A 21,133-nucleotide genomic window follows, 5' to 3' on the forward strand; every position below is an offset into this window, starting at 1 on the left:
CGCGAGGGCGTGGCAATACCCTATGTGAGAACTGATATTCACTATTTGTTCTCACTGATCGTGAGCATGACCGACGGGATTTCGCATGGCCAAAGCCAAGACCCAATTCGTCTGCCAGAACTGCGGCACCGTGCACACCCGCTGGGCGGGAAAATGCGAGGGCTGCGGCGAATGGAACACCATCGTTGAGGAAGATCCGATGGGCGGCATTGGCAGCGGCCCCGGAAAGATGCCGAAAAAGGGCCGCCCGGTCACGCTGACCTCGCTCTCCGGCGAGATCGAAGAGGCGCCGCGCATTCCGACCGGCATGGCGGAACTCGACCGCGCAACCGGCGGCGGCTTCGTGCGTGGCTCAGCCGTGTTGATCGGCGGCGATCCCGGAATCGGCAAGTCGACCCTTCTGATGCAGGCCGCTGCCGCCCTGTCACGAAAAGGTCACCGCGTCATCTATGTCTCGGGCGAAGAGGCGGTGGCCCAGGTGCGTTTGCGCGCGCAGCGACTGGGGGCAGCAGAGACCGATGTCCTGCTCGCAGCAGAAACCAATGTCGAAGACATTCTGGCGACGATTTCCGAGGGCAAGCGTCCCGACCTCGTCATCATCGATTCCATCCAGACGCTGTGGAGCGACACGGCGGATTCCGCACCCGGCACGGTCACCCAGGTGCGCACGGGCGTGCAGGCCATGATCCGGTTTGCCAAGCAGACGGGCGCCACCATGGTGCTGGTCGGCCACGTCACGAAGGAAGGACAGATCGCTGGCCCCCGCGTCGTCGAGCACATGGTCGATGCCGTCCTCTATTTCGAGGGGGATCGCGGTCACCACTACCGCATTTTGCGCACGGTGAAGAACCGTTTCGGGCCGACGGACGAGATCGGCGTCTTCGAAATGTCCGACCGCGGACTGCGCGAAGTCTCGAACCCGTCCGAGCTGTTTCTCGGCGAACGCAATGAAAAGGCGCCGGGTGCGGCGGTGTTTGCCGGCATCGAGGGAACACGACCCGTTCTCGTCGAAGTCCAGGCCCTTGTTGCGCAGACGTCACTGGGCACCCCGCGCCGCGCAGTGGTTGGCTGGGATTCCTCGCGGCTTGCCATGATTTTGGCGGTTTTGGAGGCGCATTGCGGCGTGCGCCTCGGGCAACATGATGTTTACCTCAATGTTGCCGGTGGTTACCGGATCAGCGAACCGGCAGCGGACATGGCAATCGCCTCGGCGCTGGTTTCGTCGCTGGCCGGTCTTGCCCTTCCTGCCGATTGCGTCTATTTCGGCGAAGTCAGTCTGTCAGGCGCGGTAAGGCCCGTTGCCCATACGGGCCAGCGACTGAAAGAGGCGGAAAAGCTTGGCTTTTCGTCCGCAGTCCTGCCCGCTGGATCCGCGGATCTTCCGAAGGGATCGGCTGGCAAATGGCGGGAGGTTGAGAGCCTTCCGGATCTGGTTGCCCGCATTGCCGGTTCTCGGCTGAAGGCACCGGCAGATCAGGAGGAATTCTGATCTTTTCCAACGCATCGCGGGATGCGCTGGCGCGGTGACAAAATCATGTCGGCATCGGTCCGACAGTCTTGGAGTTGGTATTAGATGCCCATCACGATTTTCGACGGTATTGTCATCGGCGTCGTTCTTTTCTCGGCGGTGCTGGCCATGGTGCGCGGCTTTTCGCGCGAGGTCTTGTCCATCGCCAGCTGGGCCGGCTCTGTCGCTGCCGCCTATTATCTGTATCCCCTGCTTTTGCCTCTGGCGAAAAACTACACCGAGGATGATCGCATCGCGATTGCAGGCTCTGCCGGTGTCATCTTCTTCGTGTCGCTGATCCTGATCTCGTTTATCACCTCGCGCATCGCCGATTTCATCATCGACAGTCGCATTGGCGCGCTGGACCGGACACTCGGCTTTCTCTTCGGTGCCGCCCGCGGTATCCTGCTTCTCGTCGTCGCCGTCGCCTTCTGGAACTGGCTGATCGACGTTCGCCAGCGCCCGGACTGGGTCAACGAAGCCAAGACGAAGCCGTTCCTCGACGGCCTGGTTCTGAAGCTTGAGGCGGTGTTGCCGCAGGATATCGAACCGCAGATCCGTGCCCGAATCCTCGGCCGTGACGGCGAGGAAGCAGCGCCCGCCGAGCAGGCCCCGGCAGAAAGCAATTAACGCGCTTCAAGGCTCGTGAACCATAAAAGACTGGATGCCGCCGGATCAGGACAGATCGGCGGCTTCCGTGTTAAAAGCCTCAAATTCCCGCATCTGTCCCCGGAGCAAAGGCAAATCGCCATGAAGCAATTCAGCACTCCCTATGTCGTCTACGGTGATCATGACGACAAATTCCACGAGGAATGTGGGGTCTTCGGGATCCTTGGGCACTCTGACGCCTCGACGCTGACGGCGCTTGGCCTGCATGCGCTCCAGCATCGCGGACAGGAAGCAGCTGGTATCGTTTCCTTCGACGGTCGGCAGTTCTACACCGAAAAGCACATGGGCCTCGTTGGCGACCACTATACCAATCCGGTGACCATCGCGAAGCTGCCGGGCACCCAGGCGATTGGCCACACCCGCTACTCGACGACGGGCGAAGTGGCGCTGCGCAACGTGCAGCCGCTGTTCGCCGAGCTTGAAGAAGGCGGCATCGCAATTGCCCATAACGGTAATTTCACCAACGGCCTGACGCTGCGGCGCCAGATCATCGCAACCGGCGCCATCTGTCAGTCGACGTCGGACACCGAAGTGGTGCTGCATCTGATCGCCCGCTCGCGCCACGCCTCCACGACCGACCGCTTCATCGACGCCATCCGGCAGATGGAAGGCGGCTATGCGATGATCGCGCTCACCCGCACCAAGCTCATTGCCGCCCGCGACCCGATCGGCATCCGTCCGCTGGTCATGGGTGAACTGGACGGCAAGCCGATCTTCGCATCCGAAACCTGCGCGCTCGACATCATCGGCGCCAAGTTCGTGCGGGATGTGAAGAATGGTGAAGTGGTGATCTGCGAGACGCAGCCGGACGGCACCATCAAGATCGAGTCCCGCATGCCGGCCCGCCCGCAGCCCGAGCGCGTCTGCATGTTCGAATATGTCTATTTCGCCCGGCCCGATTCGGTGGTCGCCGGACGCAATGTCTACACGACGCGCAAGAATGCCGGCATGAACCTTGCCATTGAGAAGCCCGTCGAGGGCGATGTGGTGGTTCCGGTTCCCGATGGCGGTACGCCGGCAGCGCTTGGTTATGCCCAGCAGAGCGGCATCCCGTTCGAATACGGCATTATCCGTAACCATTATGTCGGTCGCACCTTCATCGAGCCGACACAGCAGATCCGCGCTTTCGGCGTCAAGCTCAAGCACTCTGCCAACCGCGCCATGATCGAAGGCAAGCGGGTGATTCTGGTCGACGATTCGGTCGTGCGCGGCACGACGTCTCTCAAGATCGTGCAGATGATCCGCGACGCCGGCGCGCTGGAAGTGCATCTGCGTGTCGCAAGCCCGATGATCTTCCATCCGGACTTTTACGGCATCGACACGCCGGACCGCGACAAGCTGCTCGCCAACCAGTATGCCGATGAAATCGCGATGGCGAAGGTGATCGGTGTGGACAGTCTCGGCTTCCTGTCGATCGACGGCCTCTACAAGGCCGTGGGTGGCAAGCCACGCGATCCGGCCAATCCGGAATTCACCGATCACTATTTCACCGGCGATTATCCGACCCGCCTGCTCGACAAGGAAAGCGAGAAGCCGGGCCGCAAGGACTCCATGCTTGCCGCCAATGGCTGAGTGCAGAAGACAGGACTGACAATGACCATCGACCTCAAAGGCCGGCTTGCGCTGGTCACCGGTGCCTCGCGCGGCATCGGCTATGCGACGGCCCTCGAACTGGCCAAGGCTGGCGCGCATGTGATTGCCTGCGCCCGCACGGTGGGCGGCCTTGAAGATCTCGATGACGCGATCAAGGCTGTCGGCGGCACGGCCACGCTTGTTCCCTTCGACCTCACCGACATGGCGATGATCGACCAGCTTGGCGGCCATATCTACGAGCGCTGGGGCAAGCTCGATATCGCCGTCCTCAACGCCGGCATTCTCGGTGTCATCTCGCCGATCGGTCATGTCGAGGCCAAGGTTTTCGACAAGGTCATGACGATCAATGTCACGGCCACCTGGCGCATGATCCGTTCGCTCGATCCGCTGCTGACCAAGTCCGATCAGGGCCGCGCGCTGATCCTCTCCTCGGGCGCTGCGCACAAATGCCGCCCATTCTGGGGTCCCTATTCTGCGTCAAAGGCTGCCGTGGAAGCGCTTGCCCGCACCTGGGCTGCGGAAACCCAGCGCCTGCCGCTGCGCATCCTCTCGGTTGATCCGGGCGCGACCCGTACGGCCATGCGGGCGCAGGCCGTGCCGGGCGAAGATCCGGCCACCCTGCCGCAACCCGCCGAGATCGCCGCCAAGCTTCTGCCGCTTGTCGGCCCGGACCAGACGGAAACCGGCAAGCTCTTTGTCGTGCGAGAGGGCAAGATCGTCGATTATCGCATGCCGGTATAGGCCGGCTGGCTTTCTCCCGCAGGGGCCGGCATCCGCCGGCTCCCACTCACCGGATCTCCCATGCAGTCCAGAGACTTTGCCGCCTACGCCTATCTCTCGCTCGCATGGGGGCTCTCCTTCCTATTGCTGCTGCATGTGGTTGATGCATTCGGCTGGATCGGTGCAGTCACATTCCGCTCGCTGATTGCAGGCCTCCTCCTGTTGGCCATTGCCCGATTGATGCGGCGTCGGCTCGATTTCAGCGCGGGCACCCTGCCCTTTGCCGTCGTCGGTGCAACCACCGTTGCCGGACAGTTGATTGGCCTATCTTATGCCACCCCGCTGATCGGCACGGCGATGGCGGCAATCTTCGTTGCGGCGATTCCCCTGTTTTCCATGGTCATTGCCCGGGTCTGGGGTCTTGAACGCATCACGCCGTCGAGAGTGCTCGGCCTTATTCTTGGCGCGATCGGCATCGTGATGCTCGTCGGCTTTCCCGCTGTTCCCGTGACCAGTGTCTTTCTGATTGGCTGTCTGGCGATGATCGGCTCGACCTTCTCGGCAGCCTTTGGCAGCAATTATGCAAGCCGTTACCTCGCCGGCACCGGTCCATGGGAAGTGACCATCGGCTCCTTCATTGCCGGCGGTATCCTAACCTTGCCTCTTCTCTGGTTTGTGCCGGTGCCTGGAACACCGCAGGGCATCGATTACCTCTACCTGCTCGCCCTCGCAGCCCTGATGAGCGCCCTCACCTATGTGCTCTATTTCGGCCTGGTGAAAAGCATTGGTGCGACGGCTGCCATCAGCGTGGAATTCGCCGTCACCGTCGTTGCCGTCCTGGTGGGGGCATTCGTTCTCAACGAACCACTCTCGGCCCTGCAGATCATGGGCGGCGGCGTGATCATCATCGGTTGCGCACTGGTGCTTGGCCTGGTCAAGCTGCCAAGACTGGCCAGCTGAGCCGGTCTCCGCCAAGTCCCCCTTGACCAAGTTTGCGGCCCACGCCATAACAGCGCCCATGAAAACGAGCCTCTGCATCATTTGCGGGATCATTATTCGCTAGCGTTTGCGCTGGCCTGGCCGTTTTCGTCTCCTGCATAGCCCCAGATGACAAACGACCCGGTCCAGCCGGGTAAATCATTCTGGGAGTTTCACATGGCCGTCGGCCTCAAGCTTTACAACACGCTCACACGCGAGAAGGTCGACTTCGAGCCGATCGACCCCGACAATGTGCGCCTGTATGTCTGCGGTCCGACCGTCTACGACTTTGCCCATATCGGCAATGCCCGCCCCGTCATCGTCTTCGATGTGCTCTTTCGGCTGCTTCGCCATGTCTATGGCGCGGACAAGGTCACCTATGTCCGCAACATCACCGACGTCGACGACAAGATCAACGCGCGCGCACTGCGCGACTTCGGCAGCCAGATTGCCGATGGCTCGATGAGCCTGAATGACGCGATCCGCGCCGTCACCGGCAAGACGGAGAGCCAGTTCCACGAGGACGTGGCATCGCTCGGCTGCCTGAAGCCGACGGTCGAGCCGCGCGCGACCGACAACATTCCCCAGATGATCACGATCATCCAGCGGCTGCTCGACATGGGCCACGCCTATGTCGCGACCGGTTCGGAGGGGCATGAGGTTCTGTTCTCCACCGCATCCATGGCCGATTACGGCATGCTTTCGAAGCGCAAGCTCGATGAGCAGCAGGCGGGCGCCCGTGTAGCGGTCGAAAGCCACAAGATGAACCCGGCCGATTTCGTGCTGTGGAAGCAGTCGGAAGACACCGAACCCGGCTGGCCGGCAAATTACCGCTTCGAGGGCAAGTCGCACGCGATCTATGGCCGTCCCGGCTGGCATATCGAGTGCTCGGCCATGTCCGATCGCTATCTCTGGGAAGAGATCAAGGACAGGCTATCGCCCGCAGCGAAAGCGAAGCCGCACCAGTTCGACATCCATGGCGGCGGCCTCGACCTGATCTTCCCGCACCACGAAAACGAGATCGCCCAGTCCTGCTGCGCCTTCGACAACGACCTCATGGCGTCAGTCTGGATGCATAACGGCTTCCTGCAGGTCGAGGGCCGCAAGATGTCGAAGTCGGAAGGCAATTTCGTCACGATCAACGAGTTGCTGGCGACGGAAAAATTCGGCGGGCGGCAGTGGCCGGGCGAAGTGCTGCGCCTTGCGATGCTGATGACGCATTACCGCGAGCCGATCGACTTTTCGGTGAAGCGCCTGGAAGAGGCTGAACGCCTGCTGGCGAAATGGCCAGCGGGCGATGCCGGCGATATGGCACCGGATGCTTCGGTGCTTGAGGCGCTCTCCGACGACCTCAACACTGTTGCGGCCGTTCAGGCGGTGCATGCCCTTGCGCAAGCCGCCAATGCCGATCCGTCGAAGCTCTCCCTGTTTGCAGCCTCCGCCGCCCTTCTCGGCGTGGCTCCGAAGAAGGCCGAAGTCAGCGACGACCTTTCCGCCGCCGTGCAGGCGCTTGTCGACATGCGGCTCGAAATGCTGAAGGCGAAGAACTTCGCCGAAGCCGACAAGATCCGCGACGATCTGGCGGCCAAGGGCATCCAACTCAAGGACGGCAAGGACAAGGAGAGCGGCGAACGGGTGACGACATGGGAGGTCAAGCGGTAGTTGCCTCAACAGAACAGTCGGCATATGCTTTGACCTATGCCAATCAGGGGGAGTGCGCATGGAACTGGAAAGACATGTCCGGGTCTTCAAGAACGGCCGCAATCGCGCCGTTCGCATTCCCGTTGAATTCGACTTCCCCGGAGACGAAGTGATCATGCGCAAGGAAGGCGACAAGATCACCCTGGAGCCGGTCAGGACGAGGAAGGAAAGCCTCATCGAATGGCTGCGCAGCCAGCCACCGGTCGAGGAGGAATTCGATTTCGATCTGCAGGAAGCTCCGGCGCGGGACGTGAACCTGTGATCGCACCGCTCTACATGCTGGACACCAACATCGTTTCCGACGTCATTCGCAACCCCTATGGCGCAGCCGCCGCCAAGGTGGAGCGTGTCGGCGATGATCGGATCTCGATCAGTTCCATCGTTGCCTCCGAACTGCGCTTCGGAATTTTGAAGCGTGGGTCCGAGCGACTGGCCTACCTTGTCGAAACGATCCTCGATCGGATCGAAATCCTGCCCTATGAGGACAAAGAGGCGTCTCATTTCGCCGATATTCGCCTTGATCTCGAGCGGGGCGGGAAGCCAATCGGCACCACAGACCTGTTCATCGCAGCCCATGCACGTTCGCTTGATCTCACACTGGTGACGGCGAATGTTCGGGAATTTGCACGGGTTCCGGGTCTCAAAATCGAGAACTGGGTGGAGGCATAGCCATGACTCCACCCAACCCCAATACAAAAATGCCGAAATGGCTGCTCTATGGGCTGATTGCCAAGGGCGCGCTGATTGCCGTGGTGATCATTGGCGTCACCGTCTACATGACATTGCGATGAGGGGCGCGAGATGAGCGAGATCGAAAGCGGCGGGTGCCAGTGCGGCGCGGTGAGGTTTCAGGCTTCAAAGCTTGGCCGGCCGTCGATTTGCCATTGCCGCATGTGCCAGAAGCAGTTCGGTTCCTTCTTCGGCGCCTTCGTCACGGCCGATCAGGCGCATCTGACCTGGACGCGCGGGCAGCCGATGCTCTACCGCTCGTCGGCCAAGGTGAAGCGCGGATTTTGCGGCAGATGCGGCACGCCGCTCACCTATCAGCACCCGGGCGGCGTCGAGCTTGCGATTGGCGCCTTCGATCATCCGGAGCGTTTCGAGCCGCAGGTCCAGGTGAACCACCACCAGCGCCTGCCTTGGATCGACCAACTGTTCGACAAGCCTGCCCATACCAGCCCCAAAATGGAGGCCTTCTTCGCCTCGATCGAGAGCTTCCAGCACCCCGACCATGACACGGCCGTCTGGCCGCCGGAGGACGACGCATGACGAAACAGGTTCATTCCGGCGGCTGCCAGTGCGGTGCGATCCGCTACAAGATTGCCGGTGAACCCGGCTATCCGCATCTCTGTCACTGCCGCATGTGCCAGAAGGCAAGCGGCAACCTGTTCATGGCGCTGGCCGGCTCCCGGCAGGAAGATTTCCTCCTGATGCGCGGTGAGCCAAGCTGGTTCCAGTCGTCCGATCCGTGCGGGCGCGGCTTTTGCAAGGATTGCGGCACACCGCTCTTCTTCCGCACCAAGGGTTCCCCCTATATCAGCGTGACCATCGGCAGCCTCGATCAGCCGGAGGCGGTGGTTCCCGTTTCCCAGGACGGCGTCGAAAGCCGCCTGCCCTATTTCAACGCCCTGTTTTCCCTGCCGGAGAATGTGACCGACCGATCCGACCTGCCGGAAGGAGCCGCGGGCATCGCGGCCACCAGCCGCCAGCACCCGGACCATGACACAGTGCTCTGGCCCGTTTCAAAGGATAGATGATGATGACGAACGACTTGCGCAGCTATTACCCGGAAATCGAACCCTTCGAGACCGGCATGCTCGATGTTGGCGACGGGCACAGCGTCTATTGGGAACGTGTCGGCACCAAAGGCGGCAAGCCGGCCGTCTTCCTGCATGGCGGTCCCGGTGGCGCGACCAGCCCGGGGCAACGCCGGCTCTTCGATCCGACCCTCTATGACGTGATCCTGTTCGACCAGCGCGGCTGCGGCAAGTCGACACCGCACGCCTCGATCGAGGCCAATACCACCTGGCACCTCGTCGCCGATATCGAGCGCCTGCGCGAGATGATCGGCGTTGAACAGTGGCTGGTTTTCGGCGGTTCCTGGGGCTCGACGCTGGCGCTCGCCTATGCGGAAACCCATCCCGAGCGCGTGTCGGAACTCGTTCTGCGTGGCATCTACACCCTGACCAAGGCCGAGCTCGACTGGTATTATCAGTTCGGCGTGTCGGAAATGTTCCCGGACAAGTGGGAGCGCTTTCTGGCGCCGATTTCGGAAAACGAGCGCCACGAGATGATGGCGGCCTATCGCCGACGGCTGACCGGCACCGACCGCGAGGAGCAGCTGCGCTGCGCGGTTGCCTGGAGCACCTGGGAAGGCGAGACGATCACGCTTCTGCCGAACCCCGACTATTCGGATCATTTCTACGATCCGGAATTCGCGCTGGCCTTTGCCCGCATCGAGAACCATTTCTTCGTCCATGCCGGCTGGCTGGAAGAGGGACAGCTGCTGCGCGATGCGCACAAGCTCAAGGATATCCCCGGCGTGATCATTCACGGCCGCTACGACATGCCCTGCCCGGCAAAATATGCCTGGCAGCTTCACAAGGCCTGGCCGAAGGCAGATTTCCACCTGATCGAAGGTGCGGGACACGCCTATCTCGAGCCTGGCATCCTCGACCAGCTGATCCGGGCAACGGATCGGTTTGCGGGGAAGAATTGAAGCAATGTTTTCGGTCGTTGCCACCCCTCTCTGCCCTGCCGGGCATCTCCCCCACAAGGGGGGAGAGCGGATTGGGCATCGTCCTACCCTCTCTTGGCCGCTTCAAACTCGCTGGGAGTTACAAGGACGGCTGTTGCCGCGAGGGACGGCGGCGGCCACCACTCTCCCCCCTTGTGGGGGAGATGTCACGCAGTGACAGAGGGGGTGAAAACCCCACAGCGAACGTTTTCGTAAGGACACCAGCATGACACGCGAAAAGATCACCCTGTTCGACACGACACTGCGCGATGGCCAGCAGACGCCGGGTATCGATTTTTCCGTCGAGGACAAGATCGCGATCGCGACCATGCTGGACGAGTTCGGCATCGATTATGTCGAGGGCGGCTATCCCGGTGCGAACCCGACGGATACGACCTTCTTTTCCCGCAAGCGCACCAGACAAGCTGGCTTCGTCGCCTTCGGCATGACCAAGCGCGCCGGCGTTTCCGCCTCCAACGATCCCGGCCTGACGCAACTGCTGCAGGCCAAGGCCGATGCCGTCTGCCTCGTTGCCAAGAGCTGGGACTATCACGTGAAGGTGGCGCTCGGCTGTACGAACGAGGAGAACCTCGAAAGCATCCGTGATAGCGTGAAGGCTGTCGTCGAGAACGGCAAGCTCGCCATGGTCGATTGCGAACATTTCTTCGACGGCTACAAGGCCAATCCAACTTACGCGATCGCCTGCGCGAAAACGGCTTATGATGCCGGTGCGCGCTGGGTGGTGCTCTGCGACACGAATGGCGGCACGCAGCCGCCGGAGATCCGCCTGATCGTCCAGGCACTGATCGCCGCCGGCATTCCCGGGTCCTCGCTCGGCATTCATGCGCATAACGACACCGGTCAGGCGGTTGCCAATTCGCTCGCCGCTGTCGAGGCCGGTGTGCGCCAGATCCAGGGCACTCTGAACGGCATCGGCGAGCGCTGCGGCAATGCCGATCTCGTCACGATCATCCCGACGCTCTGTCTGAAGGAGACGTATGCGTCGCGTTTCGAGACGTCCATCGACCGGGAAAAGCTGGTTGGCCTCACCCGCCTTTCGCGCGCCTTCGATGAATTGCTGAACCGCTCGCCCAATCACCAGAGCCCTTATGTCGGCGGCTCGGCTTTCGCCACCAAGGCCGGCATCCATGCCTCGGCGCTTTTGAAGGATCCGAAGACCTATGAACATGTCGAACCGGAATCGGTCGGCAATTTCCGCAAGGTCATGGTGTCGGATCAGGGTGGCAAGGCGAACTTTCTGAACGAGCTGAAGCGCCGCGGCATCGCGGTCGCCAAGGACGATCCGAAGCTCGATACGCTGATCTACGTGGTCAAGGAGCGCGAGGCCTCGGGCTATGCCTATGAAGGCGCCGATGCCAGTTTCGAACTGCTGGCCCTGAAGACGCTCGGAAGCGTGCCCGACTTTTTTGCGGTCGAAAGCTTCCGCGTCATGGTCGAGCGCCGCTTCGACAGCCATGGCAAGCTGAAGACGGTCTCGGAGGCAGTGGTCAAGGTTCTCGTCGATGGCGAGATGATGATGTCGGTTGCCGAAGGCGACGGTCCGGTCAATGCGCTCGACATTGCGCTGCGCAAGGATCTCGGCAAGTACCAGTCGGAAATCCTCGACCTTGAGCTTGCGGACTACAAGGTGCGCATCCTGAACGGCGGCACCGAGGCGATCACCCGCGTGCTGATCGAGTCGACCGATGCCTCCGGCGCCCGCTGGTGGACGGTCGGCGTTTCGGAAAACATCATCGATGCTTCCTTCCAGGCGCTGATGGACAGTGTCGTCTACAAGCTGATGAAGAACCGCAAACTGGCAGGCAAGATCGCGGCGGAGTGATCGAACAGGGCACCCGCAAAAAACGGATTGAAATACAGCCTGAAACTAGATCCCGTACCATGCTAGGCAACCTTGTAACCTTTCACCGTCCTCGGAAAATCAATGTCTGATCTGACACGAAGCGCGCAAACTCTTACGTCAGGTCCGATTAGGGTCGATCGGCCGCTGCTTGGCGTATGTATTTTCCCTCCGTTAAGAATCTCAGTTCCGTGTACCGTTTTCGCGGAGAACGGGCTGCGCAAGAAAATTTATTGGCGAATAACCGTTTTTTTCGTCATCGGAGCAATATTTTTCTTTTCACTACTGATATGTTTGCGACAAATTTTCATATCATCATTATCTCTTTTGAGCCTTTACGGCGTACTTGTTTTTTTGCTGATTTCCGGGTTGATTTTATTCATCGATTTAATTCTTGAAGAGTCTCAGACACTGGTGGCACTTGGTAATCGAGACCAGCCAATACTGATCTTCGATGAGAAAGGATTCCTCGATAGGCGGATCAGCAGTCAATTTGTCAGGTGGGATCAGGTTGAATTCGCTCAAATCATGTTCGGACGCGGCGGAGTTCTCGGGACAAAACTTATCATGAGAAAAAATACGTCCGTTTCGCTTCGAGCTCGTACAATCGGATTGCGGTTCGACCTTATGAGGTTGCCATTGTGCAAAACGGAGACGATAGCTATTCCAACAGTCGATATGCAAGTTTCAGCCTCTACTCTCGCACCGGCACTTTACCTACTTGGCAACAGACTTGAACATTCGATACAGCGAGACAAAGGCTGATCCAGCTCGGCACCTCCAAGTATCGCTATGGCTGAACGATCCTTCACAGAAATGAATTGGCAACGAAAACCTAGCAGGCGTAATGCCGTTTCCAAGCATAACAAATGTGAGGAAACACGATGGCCGATGTCTCAGCACCCGCCGAGAACAAAGACAGCCTGAACGGCTTCCTCTTCGCGCTCTCTGCCTATCTGCTCTGGGGCTTCCTGCCGCTTTACATGAAGGCGCTGGCGCATATTTCGCCGGCGGAAGTGATTGCGCATCGCATCCTGTGGTCCGTGCCGGTCGCGGGGCTGCTGTTGATCATTCTCAAGCGCACCGAGGATCTGAAGAAGGCCATTCGCAACCCGAAGATGCTGGGCATGGCCGTCGTGACCGCTGTGCTCATCAGCGTCAACTGGGGCATCTATGTCTGGGCGATCGGTGCCGGTCATGCGCTGGATACCGCCCTTGGCTATTTCATCAATCCGCTTTTCTCGATCCTGCTGGGTGCCGTCCTGCTCAAGGAAAAGCTGAAGAAGACGCAGATTGCAGCCCTTGCCCTTGTGGTACTGGCCGTTGTCATCCTCACCGTCGAAGCCGGCCGCCTTCCCTTCGTGGCGCTGGCGCTGACCTTCTCCTGGGGTTTCTACGCCTTCTTCCGCAAGACCCTGCCAATCGGTCCGAACCAGGGTTTTCTGCTTGAAGTGCTGATCCTGACGCCTTTTGCGGCAGCCTATCTGATCTATCTCAACCTCGACGGTGGCGGTCACTTCATGGCAGGCAGCCTTGCCGACACGCTCCTGCTCGCGTCTGCCGGCCTTGTCACGGCCGTCCCGCTGATCCTTTATGCCAATGGGGCAAAACTGCTGCGTCTCTCGACGATCGGCATCATGCAGTACATCGCGCCGTCAATGATCTTCATCACCGCGGTCTTCGTGTTTCATGAACCGTTCAGCATGGCCAAGGCGATTGCCTTCCCGCTGATCTGGGCCGCCCTGGTGATCTATACGCTGCCGATGCTCAAGCGGCGCTGAGCGCGCCACGCAAGCTCAAAGCTTGGCGATCGTCTCCGGGTCGCCGTCGGGTGACACGGTTTCGGCCCAGCGGCCTTGGATTGCCGGAACGATGTCCTCGATCCGGTCTATGACGAGCGGGCGCACCCGATGGGCCGTGTGAATGAAGCCGGATGCGGCCATGTGGTCCACGAGTTCCAGCATGGGCTTCCAGAAATCGTTGACATTGGCGAAGACCATCGGCTTTTCATGACGGCCAAGCTGGCCCCAGGTCATGATCTCGACGATCTCCTCCAGCGTGCCAATACCGCCGGGCAAGGTCACAAAAGCGTCGGAGCGCTCGAACATCGCATGCTTGCGCTCGTGCATGTCCTTCGTCACGATCAGCTCGTTCAACTGGCCGAGCGAGTGGCGGGTCGCTTCCATGTCGACAAGGAATTCAGGTATGATGCCGGTGACATGACCACCGGCGGACAGCACACCCGCGGCAACGGCCCCCATGATGCCCTTTGTGCCGCCGCCATAAACGAGGCGCAGACCGTTTTGCGCCAGCGCATGGCCAAACTGGCGACCGGCTTCCATGAAAGCCGGATCGCGGCCAGGCTGGGAACCACAATAGACACAGACGGATCGAATCGGGGATTTTTGCTCACTCATGGGAAGCCAAAAAACAGCCTCTCCGATGCCCGGTCAACAAAATTGACAGAAAAAACCGCCTCTCTTTGCCGATGTGTGATGCGACGCTTGTCGAGGAAAGGGTGAGGCGCTAGCAATTCCAAGAGAAATTGGCAGATTGCCTGCCGGGAGACTTGAGACATGAAGAACCGTGCCCTTTGGGTGGTCCTGTTTGTACTTGCCATCGTCAGTCTGCTGATGGTGTTCGTGATCATGCCGCGCCTGAACTTGACCGACGGCGACGCGGGGCAGCTGACGGCTGAATCGCCTGCGCAGCCTGCACAGGACGTCCCGGCCAGCGAGACGGCAAGCCAGAAAATGGATCGCCTGAAGGCTGAGGCCGTGACTGCGGTGGAGCGGCTGAATTCGCTGTTTGCCGAAGGCCGGACGCCAGGCATGGAGGCCTATTCAGCGGCCCGAACGCTGGCAATCGGTGCCGTGACTGCGCTTGCCTCGCTCGACATCCCGGCCGATCTCGACAAAAATCTGTCCGAGGCCATGAGCAAGGTCCGCGCCGATGCGGCAAAGGCGCTGGCACTTATTCAGCAGCTGCCGGCAGATCCGGCGCGCGCCGCTGTCGCCATCGCCGGCGTCAAGAGCGCCCTGCTTGGCGAGCCGGTTGAAACGGCTGCAACAATCGAGCAACCAATCGCACCGCGTTTCGACGTGTTGCGTGTCGAGCCTGATGGCTCCACCGTGATTGCCGGCAATGCCCCGGCGGGCGCTACGGTGGAAATCGTCAGCGGCGACAAGGTCCTGTCCTCGCAGACGGTGGATGGTTCCGGCGACTTTGCCGCCGTGCTGGACAATCCGCTGCCGCCCGGAGACCATGCTCTGACCATTCGCTCGACCGAAACCGACGGCAAGGAAACGACGTCGCAGGAGGTTGCCACCATCTCCGTCCCGGCAGATACGAAGGGCGAGCTGCTCGCCATGGTCTCCAAGCCCGGCGAGGCAAGCCGGATGATCACCCTGCCCGGCCAGGGCGATGTAAAGTCCGAGACATCAGCAGATGAGCCGGTTGCCGGCAACACGGGCTCGCAGAACGGCTTCCCCGATCTGCCGGCAGGCGCTGGTTCTCTTGCCTCCCAGCCTCCGACCATGAACGAGGCGCAGACGCGCGATACGGCAGCACTGACAACGGATACAGCAGGCCAAAAGACAAGCGAGACGCAGCCTGCGGCCGAAATTCTCGTCAGCGCTGTCGAGATCGAAGGCAACAAGATCTTTGTCGCGGGCCAGTCGCAACCGGACCGCACGGTGCGCGGTTTCGCGGACAAGGCCAGAATTGGCGAGACGATTTCCGATACCAAGGGCAACTTCGTCATCGAGGGCAATGCCGACCTCTCGGTTGGCAATCATCTCATCGAGGTCGAGCTTCTGGACGACAAGGGCAATGTCGTGGTGCGCGCGGCCGTGCCATTCAACCGACCGGCAGGTGAACAGGTGTCCGTGGTCGCCCAGACCGCTTCGCCGGATGCCAACACGACCGCCACTCAAGACGAAATCGCGTATGAGCGCCTGCGGATTGCCCTGACCAAATCGCTGACAATTCTGCAGAACCTCTACACCGGAGACCAGGCTCCCGCCGTGGACCAGGTGGCAGCTGCCCGCTCCTCGGTCGAGATCGGCCTTCAGTCGATCCTCGAGTTCAGGCCGCCGGCAGATGCACCCGATCAGCTGGTTCTGAAGGTTGCTACGCAATCGACCAAGGCCAAGGAAGCGCTTGCCCTCCTCCAGGGCATCCCCAGAGGCGATGTCGACGCCATGGGCAGCGCTCTGCCGCGGCTCTTGGCCTTGCTGTCAGACCTGACACAGCTTGCCCCGCCGCAAATGGCCGAGGCCAAGCCGGAGGCCCAGGCCGTTCAATCCGCAGCTTCGGAGCCGCGTACCATTCAGCAGGCACCGCTTTCGCAGAGCAATGAGAGTGTCATCATCCGTCGGGGCGACACGCTCTGGCAGATTTCGCGCCGCGTGTATGGTCAGGGTGTGCGCTACACCACGATCTATCTGGCCAATGCCAACGCCATTCGCAATCCGGATATGATCGCGCCTGGCCAGATCTTCACCGTGCCGCAGGACGCCCTGCCGAATGCGGAGGAGATCCATCGCAAACGTCTGCGCGGCGAAGCGGTGAACTGAGCATTCACGCATTGGTCATTGTATTCGCCAAGTACAGAACCTAATTGAGGAGAGGCGGCGGTCCGGGGGACCGCCGCCTTTTATTGTTTAGGAAGCGGGGACGACATGGCAAGCGGCAAGAGAAAAACGATATCCGCAGACGACGGCAATCCCATGCAGACCCTCGTCAATCTCTGGCCTTACATGTGGCCGGCGGATCGCTTCGATCTGAAGATGCGCGTGGTATGGGCCACGGTTTTCCTTCTGATCTCGAAATTCGTCCTCCTCCTCGTCCCCTATTTCTTCAAATGGGCAACCGATGCACTGGATGGAAAGCTCGACATGGCGGGCCTCCTGCCAAGCTTCCTGCTCGGCGCCGTCGCGCTTGTCGTCTTCTACAATCTCACCCGCATCCTGCAGGTCGGCCTCAACCAGCTGCGCGACGCGTTGTTTGCCAGTGTCGGGCAGCATGCCGTGCGCCAGCTTGCCTACAAGACCTTCGTGCACATGCACCAGTTGTCGCTGCGCTTCCACCTGGAGCGCAAGACCGGCGGCTTGTCGCGCATCATCGAGCGCGGCACCAAGGGCATCGAGACGATCGTGCGCTTCACGATCCTCAACTCCATCCCGACGCTGATCGAATTCCTGCTGACCGCCGCGGTCTTCTGGTGGACCTACGGCTTCTCCTACCTTGGCGTCACGGCCTTCACGGTCTGGGCCTATATCTGGTTCACCATCCGCGCCTCCGACTGGCGCATCGGCATCCGCCGGGCGATGAATGACAGTGATACGGACGCCAATACCAAGGCGATCGATTCGCTTCTGAACTTCGAAACCGTGAAATATTTCGGCAATGAGGAGATGGAAGCAAAGCGCTTCGATGCCTCGATGGCCAAATACGAAAAGTCCGCCACACAGGTCTGGACTTCGCTCGGCTGGCTGAACTTCGGTCAGGGCCTCATCTTTGGCATCGGCACGGCGATCATCATGGTGATGTCGGCCCTTGCGGTACAGCGCGGCGAGCAGACCATCGGCGACTTCGTCTTCGTCAATGCGATGCTGATGCAGCTTTCGATCCCGCTCAACTTTATCGGCTTCGTCTACCGGGAAATCCGTCAGGGCCTGACCGATATCGAACAGATGTTCGATCTCCTGGAGGTCCAGGCCGAGGTTGTCGACTGTCCCGGGGCGCAGCCGCTCGCCATCGGCCAGGGTGCGATTGCCTTCAAGGACGTGCATTTCCACTATGATGCCGACCGGCCAATCCTCAAAGGCGTCTCGTTTGAAGTGCCAGCCGGAAAGACCGTCGCCGTTGTCGGCCCGTCGGGTGCCGGCAAATCGACCATCTCACGTCTGCTCTACCGCTTCTATGACGTGCAGCAGGGCTCGATCACCATTGACGGACAGGACGTGCGCAACGTCACCCAGAAATCGCTGCGCGCCGCCATCGGCATGGTTCCGCAGGACACCGTACTGTTCAACGATACCATCGCCTACAATATCCGGTATGGTCGCCCACAGGCCGCTGACGCCGATATCGTGCAGGCTGCGGAAATTGCACAGATCAGTCATTTTATCAAAGACTTGCCGGAAGGCTTTGAGACGAAGGTTGGTGAACGGGGATTGAAGCTCTCCGGTGGCGAAAAGCAGCGTGTGGCGATTGCCCGGACCGTGCTCAAGGCGCCGCCGATCCTGATCCTCGACGAAGCAACCTCGGCTCTCGACACCACCACCGAGCACGAGATCCAGTCGGCGCTCGACGTCGTGTCGAAGAACCGGACGACGCTCGTCATTGCCCACCGGCTATCGACCGTGGTCAATGCCGACGAGATTATCGTGCTCAAGGGGGGCGAGATTGCCGAACGCGGCAGCCATTCCGATCTGATCGCCCAGGATGGACTTTACGCGTCCATGTGGAATCGTCAGCGGGAAGCGACCCAGGCCGAGGAAAAGCTGCGTCAGGTGCGCGAGAGCGACGACCTCGGCGTCGTGGTCCGGCGACCGCCTGCCGTCTGAGGCCAAATGGCGGGGCAATGCAGGGCGCGTGCGCTGCGGCATTGCCCCCATGCCGCTTTCGGGGTAGTCACGTGCCCTACAACGACTTCAAGCAGAGGTACCGATGGACCTGTTGGAAACAATCCGCAAGACAATCGTCCCCATCCACAAGGAGGGCTATCCCTTTGTCGCGGCCTTCTTTGTCGCCTCGCTGATCCTCGGCTGGATCTGGGATCCGCTGTTCTGGGTCGGCATGGTGCTGACACTGTGGTGCGCCTATTTCTTCCGCGATCCCGAGCGGGTCACGCCACAGGATGACGATCTCGTCATCAGCCCGGCGGACGGACGCGTTTCGTCCGTTCAGATGGTCGTGCCGCCGGAAGAGCTGAACCTCGGCTCGGAGCCGATGCTGCGCATCACCGTGTTCATGAACGTGTTCAACTGCCATGTGAACCGTGCACCGGTGCGAGGCCGCGTCACGACGATCGCCTACAAGGAAGGTCAGTTCCTGAATGCAGAACTCGACAAGGCGAGCACCGACAACGAACGCAACGGCCTGGTGATCGAAAGCCGCCATGGCATGGTCGGCGTGGTGCAGATTGCAGGCCTTGTTGCCCGCCGAATCATCTGCTGGACCAATCCGAATGAACCGCTCGACGCCGGTGAACGTTTCGGCCTCATTCGCTTCGGCTCGCGACTCGACGTCTTCCTGCCGGCCGGTGCTGAACCGCGCGTTTCGCTTGGCCAGACCGCCATTGCCGGCGAGACCGTGATTGCCGAGTTCGGTTCAGCCAAGGGACCGATCGTCAGCCGCCGCAGCTAAGGACGAGAAGAGCCATGGAACGGAGCAGCGAGAGCAACGAAACCCGCGTATCTACGTCGCCTGAAACCAATGCACGTGGCCCTCGCCTGCGCGAGATTCCGCTCAGGCTGATGGTTCCCAATCTTATCACGGTGCTCGCCATCTGCGCTGGCCTGACGGGCATCCGTCTTGCCTTTGAGGGGCGCCATGAGCTGGCGGTTGCCATGGTTCTGGCGGCTGCCTTTCTCGACGGCATCGATGGTCGTGTCGCGCGGATGATGAAGGCGACATCGAAGTTTGGCGCGCAGATGGATTCGCTGGCTGACATCATCAACTTCGGCGTCGCACCTGCCCTCGTTCTCTACGTCTATGTGCTCGATCAGGCGCAGGCCTTTGGCTGGATCGCAGCACTGATATACGTGATTTCGGCGGGCCTCAGACTCGCGCGTTTCAATGTGATGGACGAGCGCGCGATCAAGGCACCGTGGCAATCGGAGTTTTTTGTCGGCGTGCCGGCGCCGGCCGGTGCGGCATTGGTGCTTCTGCCAGTTTATATCGGCTTTGTCGGCGTCGAGTCGGGTCCATTTTTCGCCTATGGCAGCGCCATCTACACGGTAATCATCGGCGCCCTTCTGGTCAGCCGTCTGCCGGTCTGGTCGGGCAAGTCGGAAACGTCGCGCATCCGCCGCGATCTGGTTTTTCCGATGATCCTTGTCGTGGTTCTCTACGTCGCCCTGTTGATGAGCTTCACCTGGCAGGTGCTCATCGTTACCGTCGTGCTTTATCTTTTCTCCCTGCCGCTTGGCGCACGAAACTGGCACAGACGCTACGGCACCCTGACGATCGTCGAAGAATCAGGCGAGCATGGCATGTCGGAGATTGACCACGGCGTTTGAGGCCTGCTTGAGCGACCAAAAACAGGGTGTGTCCGGCAACGGCCACACCTTTTTTATGCGAAGCTTCCGATATTTGATCTGCAGCAAAGTTTCCGTCACGGTTTTGTCATGATCTGCACGGAGAGAGCCGCCACCCAATGGCGGGCAGGGTTTCATAGAGGAACAAGACGATGACCACGGAAAACCAGGTCGAGACGCAGGATCAGGCAATTGTGAGCCTGGCGGCACATTATCGACCGATCGGCCTCAAGGCCGTGATCGCAGCAGCGATGATGGTAAAGTCCAAGTCGGTCAAGAAGGTCGCCTGATCGGCCAACAACGAGCCCTTCAGAACAAGCTCATCTGATCATCGCTTTCCGGCTTGGCCTGAGTGACAGGCCGGGGCGCCCGTTCCACCCTCGTTTGAAGCTCGGGGCCAACATTTGCGACCTTGTTGACAAGGTCGGAAACGGGAATCATTTCAAACAGGTCTTCCTGTGCAGGCACCAGGAGGTCAGCGACATCGCGTGGCTCCCCTGCCCGGCAATCCAGCCAGCGGCTGAAATCTTCCGATGGAATGACCACCGGCATGCGATCGTGAATCGTACCGATCGTCCGGTTGGCGGCTGTCGTCAGGATGCAGCCGGTATCGATCTCCGAACCGTCCTTCGACATGTAGGTTTCCATCAATCCGCCGAAGCAGACGATGCCGCCTGATTTCGGGCGGATCCAATAGGCTTGCAGCTTTTCGTCGCTGCCTTTTGGCGGACGGTGCCATTCATAAAAGCCGGAGGCAGGAACAAGGATTCGGCGGTGGCGCATGGCCGCACGGAACGACGCCTTTTCGTTGGCGGTTTCGGAGCGCGCATTGATGATCAGGGTGAAATCACCGGGATCCTTGACCCAGGAGGGAATGAGGCCCCAGCGCGCCAGAACGGCAATCTTGTCGGGGCGATTGGAGCCCGGTTCTCTTGGTGGTGCGGCAACGGCAATGAGGATCGGCTGAGTCGGCGCAATGTTGTAGCGGGCCGGGAAAGGCTCTAGCTCCAAGAGACCCAGCAATTCGCGAACCTCTTCTGGGCTCGCGGTCAAGGCAAAGCGTCCACACATGCTGCATCCTTGCCAGCGCTCCGCTCAGT

General features: G+C 60.5%; 20 protein-coding genes and 1 pseudogene. 19 read left to right on the forward strand and 2 right to left on the reverse strand.

Annotated elements, in window-relative coordinates; genetic code table 11:
• Positions 1 to 85: 85 nt before the first annotated feature.
• The 14 genes from radA (at position 86) to rarD (ending at position 13,547) form a co-directional block, all read left to right on the forward strand.
• Positions 86 to 1,489: a DNA repair protein RadA gene (gene radA / locus FAA97_RS05820; protein WP_136597535.1), complete on the forward strand. Its 1,404-nt coding sequence runs from the start codon at positions 86 to 88 to the stop codon at positions 1,487 to 1,489.
• A gap of 84 nt (positions 1,490 to 1,573) precedes the next feature.
• Positions 1,574 to 2,137 carry a CvpA family protein gene (locus FAA97_RS05825; protein WP_136597536.1) on the forward strand — a complete coding sequence of 188 codons (564 nt, stop codon included), beginning with the start codon at positions 1,574 to 1,576 and terminating at the stop codon, positions 2,135 to 2,137.
• 120 nt (positions 2,138 to 2,257) lie between these two features.
• Entirely contained in the window at positions 2,258 to 3,748 is a 1,491-nt protein-coding gene (gene purF / locus FAA97_RS05830) for an amidophosphoribosyltransferase (RefSeq protein WP_136597537.1), read from the forward strand.
• A gap of 21 nt (positions 3,749 to 3,769) precedes the next feature.
• A complete protein-coding gene (locus tag FAA97_RS05835) occupies positions 3,770 to 4,510 on the forward strand; it encodes an SDR family NAD(P)-dependent oxidoreductase (RefSeq protein ID WP_136597538.1) in 741 nt (246 codons plus the stop codon).
• 60 nt (positions 4,511 to 4,570) lie between these two features.
• On the forward strand, positions 4,571 to 5,449 hold the full coding sequence (locus FAA97_RS05840; protein ID WP_136597539.1) for a DMT family transporter: 879 nt from the start codon (positions 4,571 to 4,573) through the stop codon (positions 5,447 to 5,449).
• A 195-nt stretch (positions 5,450 to 5,644) separates the two neighbouring features.
• A complete protein-coding gene (gene cysS, locus FAA97_RS05845) occupies positions 5,645 to 7,129 on the forward strand; it encodes a cysteine--tRNA ligase (protein ID WP_136597540.1) in 1,485 nt (494 codons plus the stop codon).
• A 58-nt stretch (positions 7,130 to 7,187) separates the two neighbouring features.
• A complete protein-coding gene (locus tag FAA97_RS05850; protein ID WP_136597541.1) occupies positions 7,188 to 7,430 on the forward strand; it encodes an antitoxin in 243 nt (80 codons plus the stop codon).
• Between the two features lie 14 nt (positions 7,431 to 7,444).
• Positions 7,445 to 7,837 (forward strand): type II toxin-antitoxin system VapC family toxin, encoded by a 393-nt coding sequence (locus tag FAA97_RS05855; protein WP_246041356.1) that lies wholly within the window; start codon positions 7,445 to 7,447, stop codon positions 7,835 to 7,837.
• A gap of 132 nt (positions 7,838 to 7,969) precedes the next feature.
• The gene (locus FAA97_RS05860) at positions 7,970 to 8,437 is read left to right on the forward strand and encodes a GFA family protein (RefSeq protein ID WP_136597543.1); all 468 of its coding nucleotides are present in this window, start codon (positions 7,970 to 7,972) and stop codon (positions 8,435 to 8,437) included.
• Complete coding sequence (locus tag FAA97_RS05865) at positions 8,434 to 8,925, forward strand: GFA family protein (protein WP_136597544.1); 492 nt, start codon at positions 8,434 to 8,436, stop codon at positions 8,923 to 8,925. The genes FAA97_RS05860 and FAA97_RS05865 overlap by 4 nt, the downstream gene beginning before the upstream one ends.
• 2 nt (positions 8,926 to 8,927) lie before the next feature.
• Complete coding sequence (pip, locus tag FAA97_RS05870) at positions 8,928 to 9,887, forward strand: prolyl aminopeptidase (protein WP_136597545.1); 960 nt, start codon at positions 8,928 to 8,930, stop codon at positions 9,885 to 9,887.
• 244 nt (positions 9,888 to 10,131) lie between these two features.
• Positions 10,132 to 11,748, forward strand: a complete 1,617-nt coding sequence (gene cimA, locus FAA97_RS05875) for a citramalate synthase (protein WP_136597546.1) — start codon at positions 10,132 to 10,134, stop codon at positions 11,746 to 11,748.
• A gap of 102 nt (positions 11,749 to 11,850) precedes the next feature.
• Positions 11,851 to 12,531 carry a hypothetical protein gene (locus FAA97_RS05880; RefSeq protein ID WP_136597547.1) on the forward strand — a complete coding sequence of 227 codons (681 nt, stop codon included), beginning with the start codon at positions 11,851 to 11,853 and terminating at the stop codon, positions 12,529 to 12,531.
• A gap of 119 nt (positions 12,532 to 12,650) precedes the next feature.
• On the forward strand, positions 12,651 to 13,547 hold the full coding sequence (gene rarD / locus FAA97_RS05885; RefSeq protein WP_136597548.1) for an EamA family transporter RarD: 897 nt from the start codon (positions 12,651 to 12,653) through the stop codon (positions 13,545 to 13,547).
• Positions 13,548 to 13,562: 15 nt separating this feature from the next.
• Here rarD and FAA97_RS05890 read toward each other — a convergent pair whose 3' ends face one another.
• On the reverse strand, positions 13,563 to 14,183 hold the full coding sequence (locus tag FAA97_RS05890; RefSeq protein WP_136597549.1) for an LOG family protein: 621 nt from the start codon (positions 14,181 to 14,183) through the stop codon (positions 13,563 to 13,565).
• Between the two features lie 159 nt (positions 14,184 to 14,342).
• On the opposite strand from FAA97_RS05890, the gene FAA97_RS05895 reads away from it, so the two are divergent.
• The 5 genes and pseudogenes from FAA97_RS05895 to FAA97_RS21030 all read left to right on the forward strand — a co-directional run bounded on the left by FAA97_RS05895 (position 14,343) and on the right by FAA97_RS21030 (position 20,323).
• A complete protein-coding gene (locus FAA97_RS05895; RefSeq protein ID WP_136597550.1) occupies positions 14,343 to 16,343 on the forward strand; it encodes a LysM peptidoglycan-binding domain-containing protein in 2,001 nt (666 codons plus the stop codon).
• A 105-nt stretch (positions 16,344 to 16,448) separates the two neighbouring features.
• The gene (locus FAA97_RS05900; RefSeq protein ID WP_136597551.1) at positions 16,449 to 18,338 is read left to right on the forward strand and encodes an ABCB family ABC transporter ATP-binding protein/permease; all 1,890 of its coding nucleotides are present in this window, start codon (positions 16,449 to 16,451) and stop codon (positions 18,336 to 18,338) included.
• Positions 18,339 to 18,438: 100 nt separating this feature from the next.
• Positions 18,439 to 19,140: pseudogene (locus FAA97_RS05905) on the forward strand (phosphatidylserine decarboxylase); the annotation flags it as partial.
• Between the two features lie 14 nt (positions 19,141 to 19,154).
• Positions 19,155 to 20,015 carry a CDP-alcohol phosphatidyltransferase family protein gene (locus FAA97_RS05910; RefSeq protein ID WP_136597553.1) on the forward strand — a complete coding sequence of 287 codons (861 nt, stop codon included), beginning with the start codon at positions 19,155 to 19,157 and terminating at the stop codon, positions 20,013 to 20,015.
• 170 nt (positions 20,016 to 20,185) lie between these two features.
• Positions 20,186 to 20,323 carry a hypothetical protein gene (locus FAA97_RS21030; protein ID WP_168800923.1) on the forward strand — a complete coding sequence of 46 codons (138 nt, stop codon included), beginning with the start codon at positions 20,186 to 20,188 and terminating at the stop codon, positions 20,321 to 20,323.
• A 19-nt stretch (positions 20,324 to 20,342) separates the two neighbouring features.
• On the opposite strand, the gene FAA97_RS05915 is transcribed toward FAA97_RS21030, so the two are convergent.
• Positions 20,343 to 21,104: an SOS response-associated peptidase gene (locus FAA97_RS05915; protein ID WP_136597554.1), complete on the reverse strand. Its 762-nt coding sequence runs from the start codon at positions 21,102 to 21,104 to the stop codon at positions 20,343 to 20,345.
• Positions 21,105 to 21,133: the final 29 nt, after the last annotated feature.

The sequence above is a fragment of the Peteryoungia ipomoeae genome (assembly GCF_004912165.1).
Taxonomy (GTDB): Bacteria; Pseudomonadota; Alphaproteobacteria; order Rhizobiales; family Rhizobiaceae; genus Allorhizobium; species Allorhizobium ipomoeae.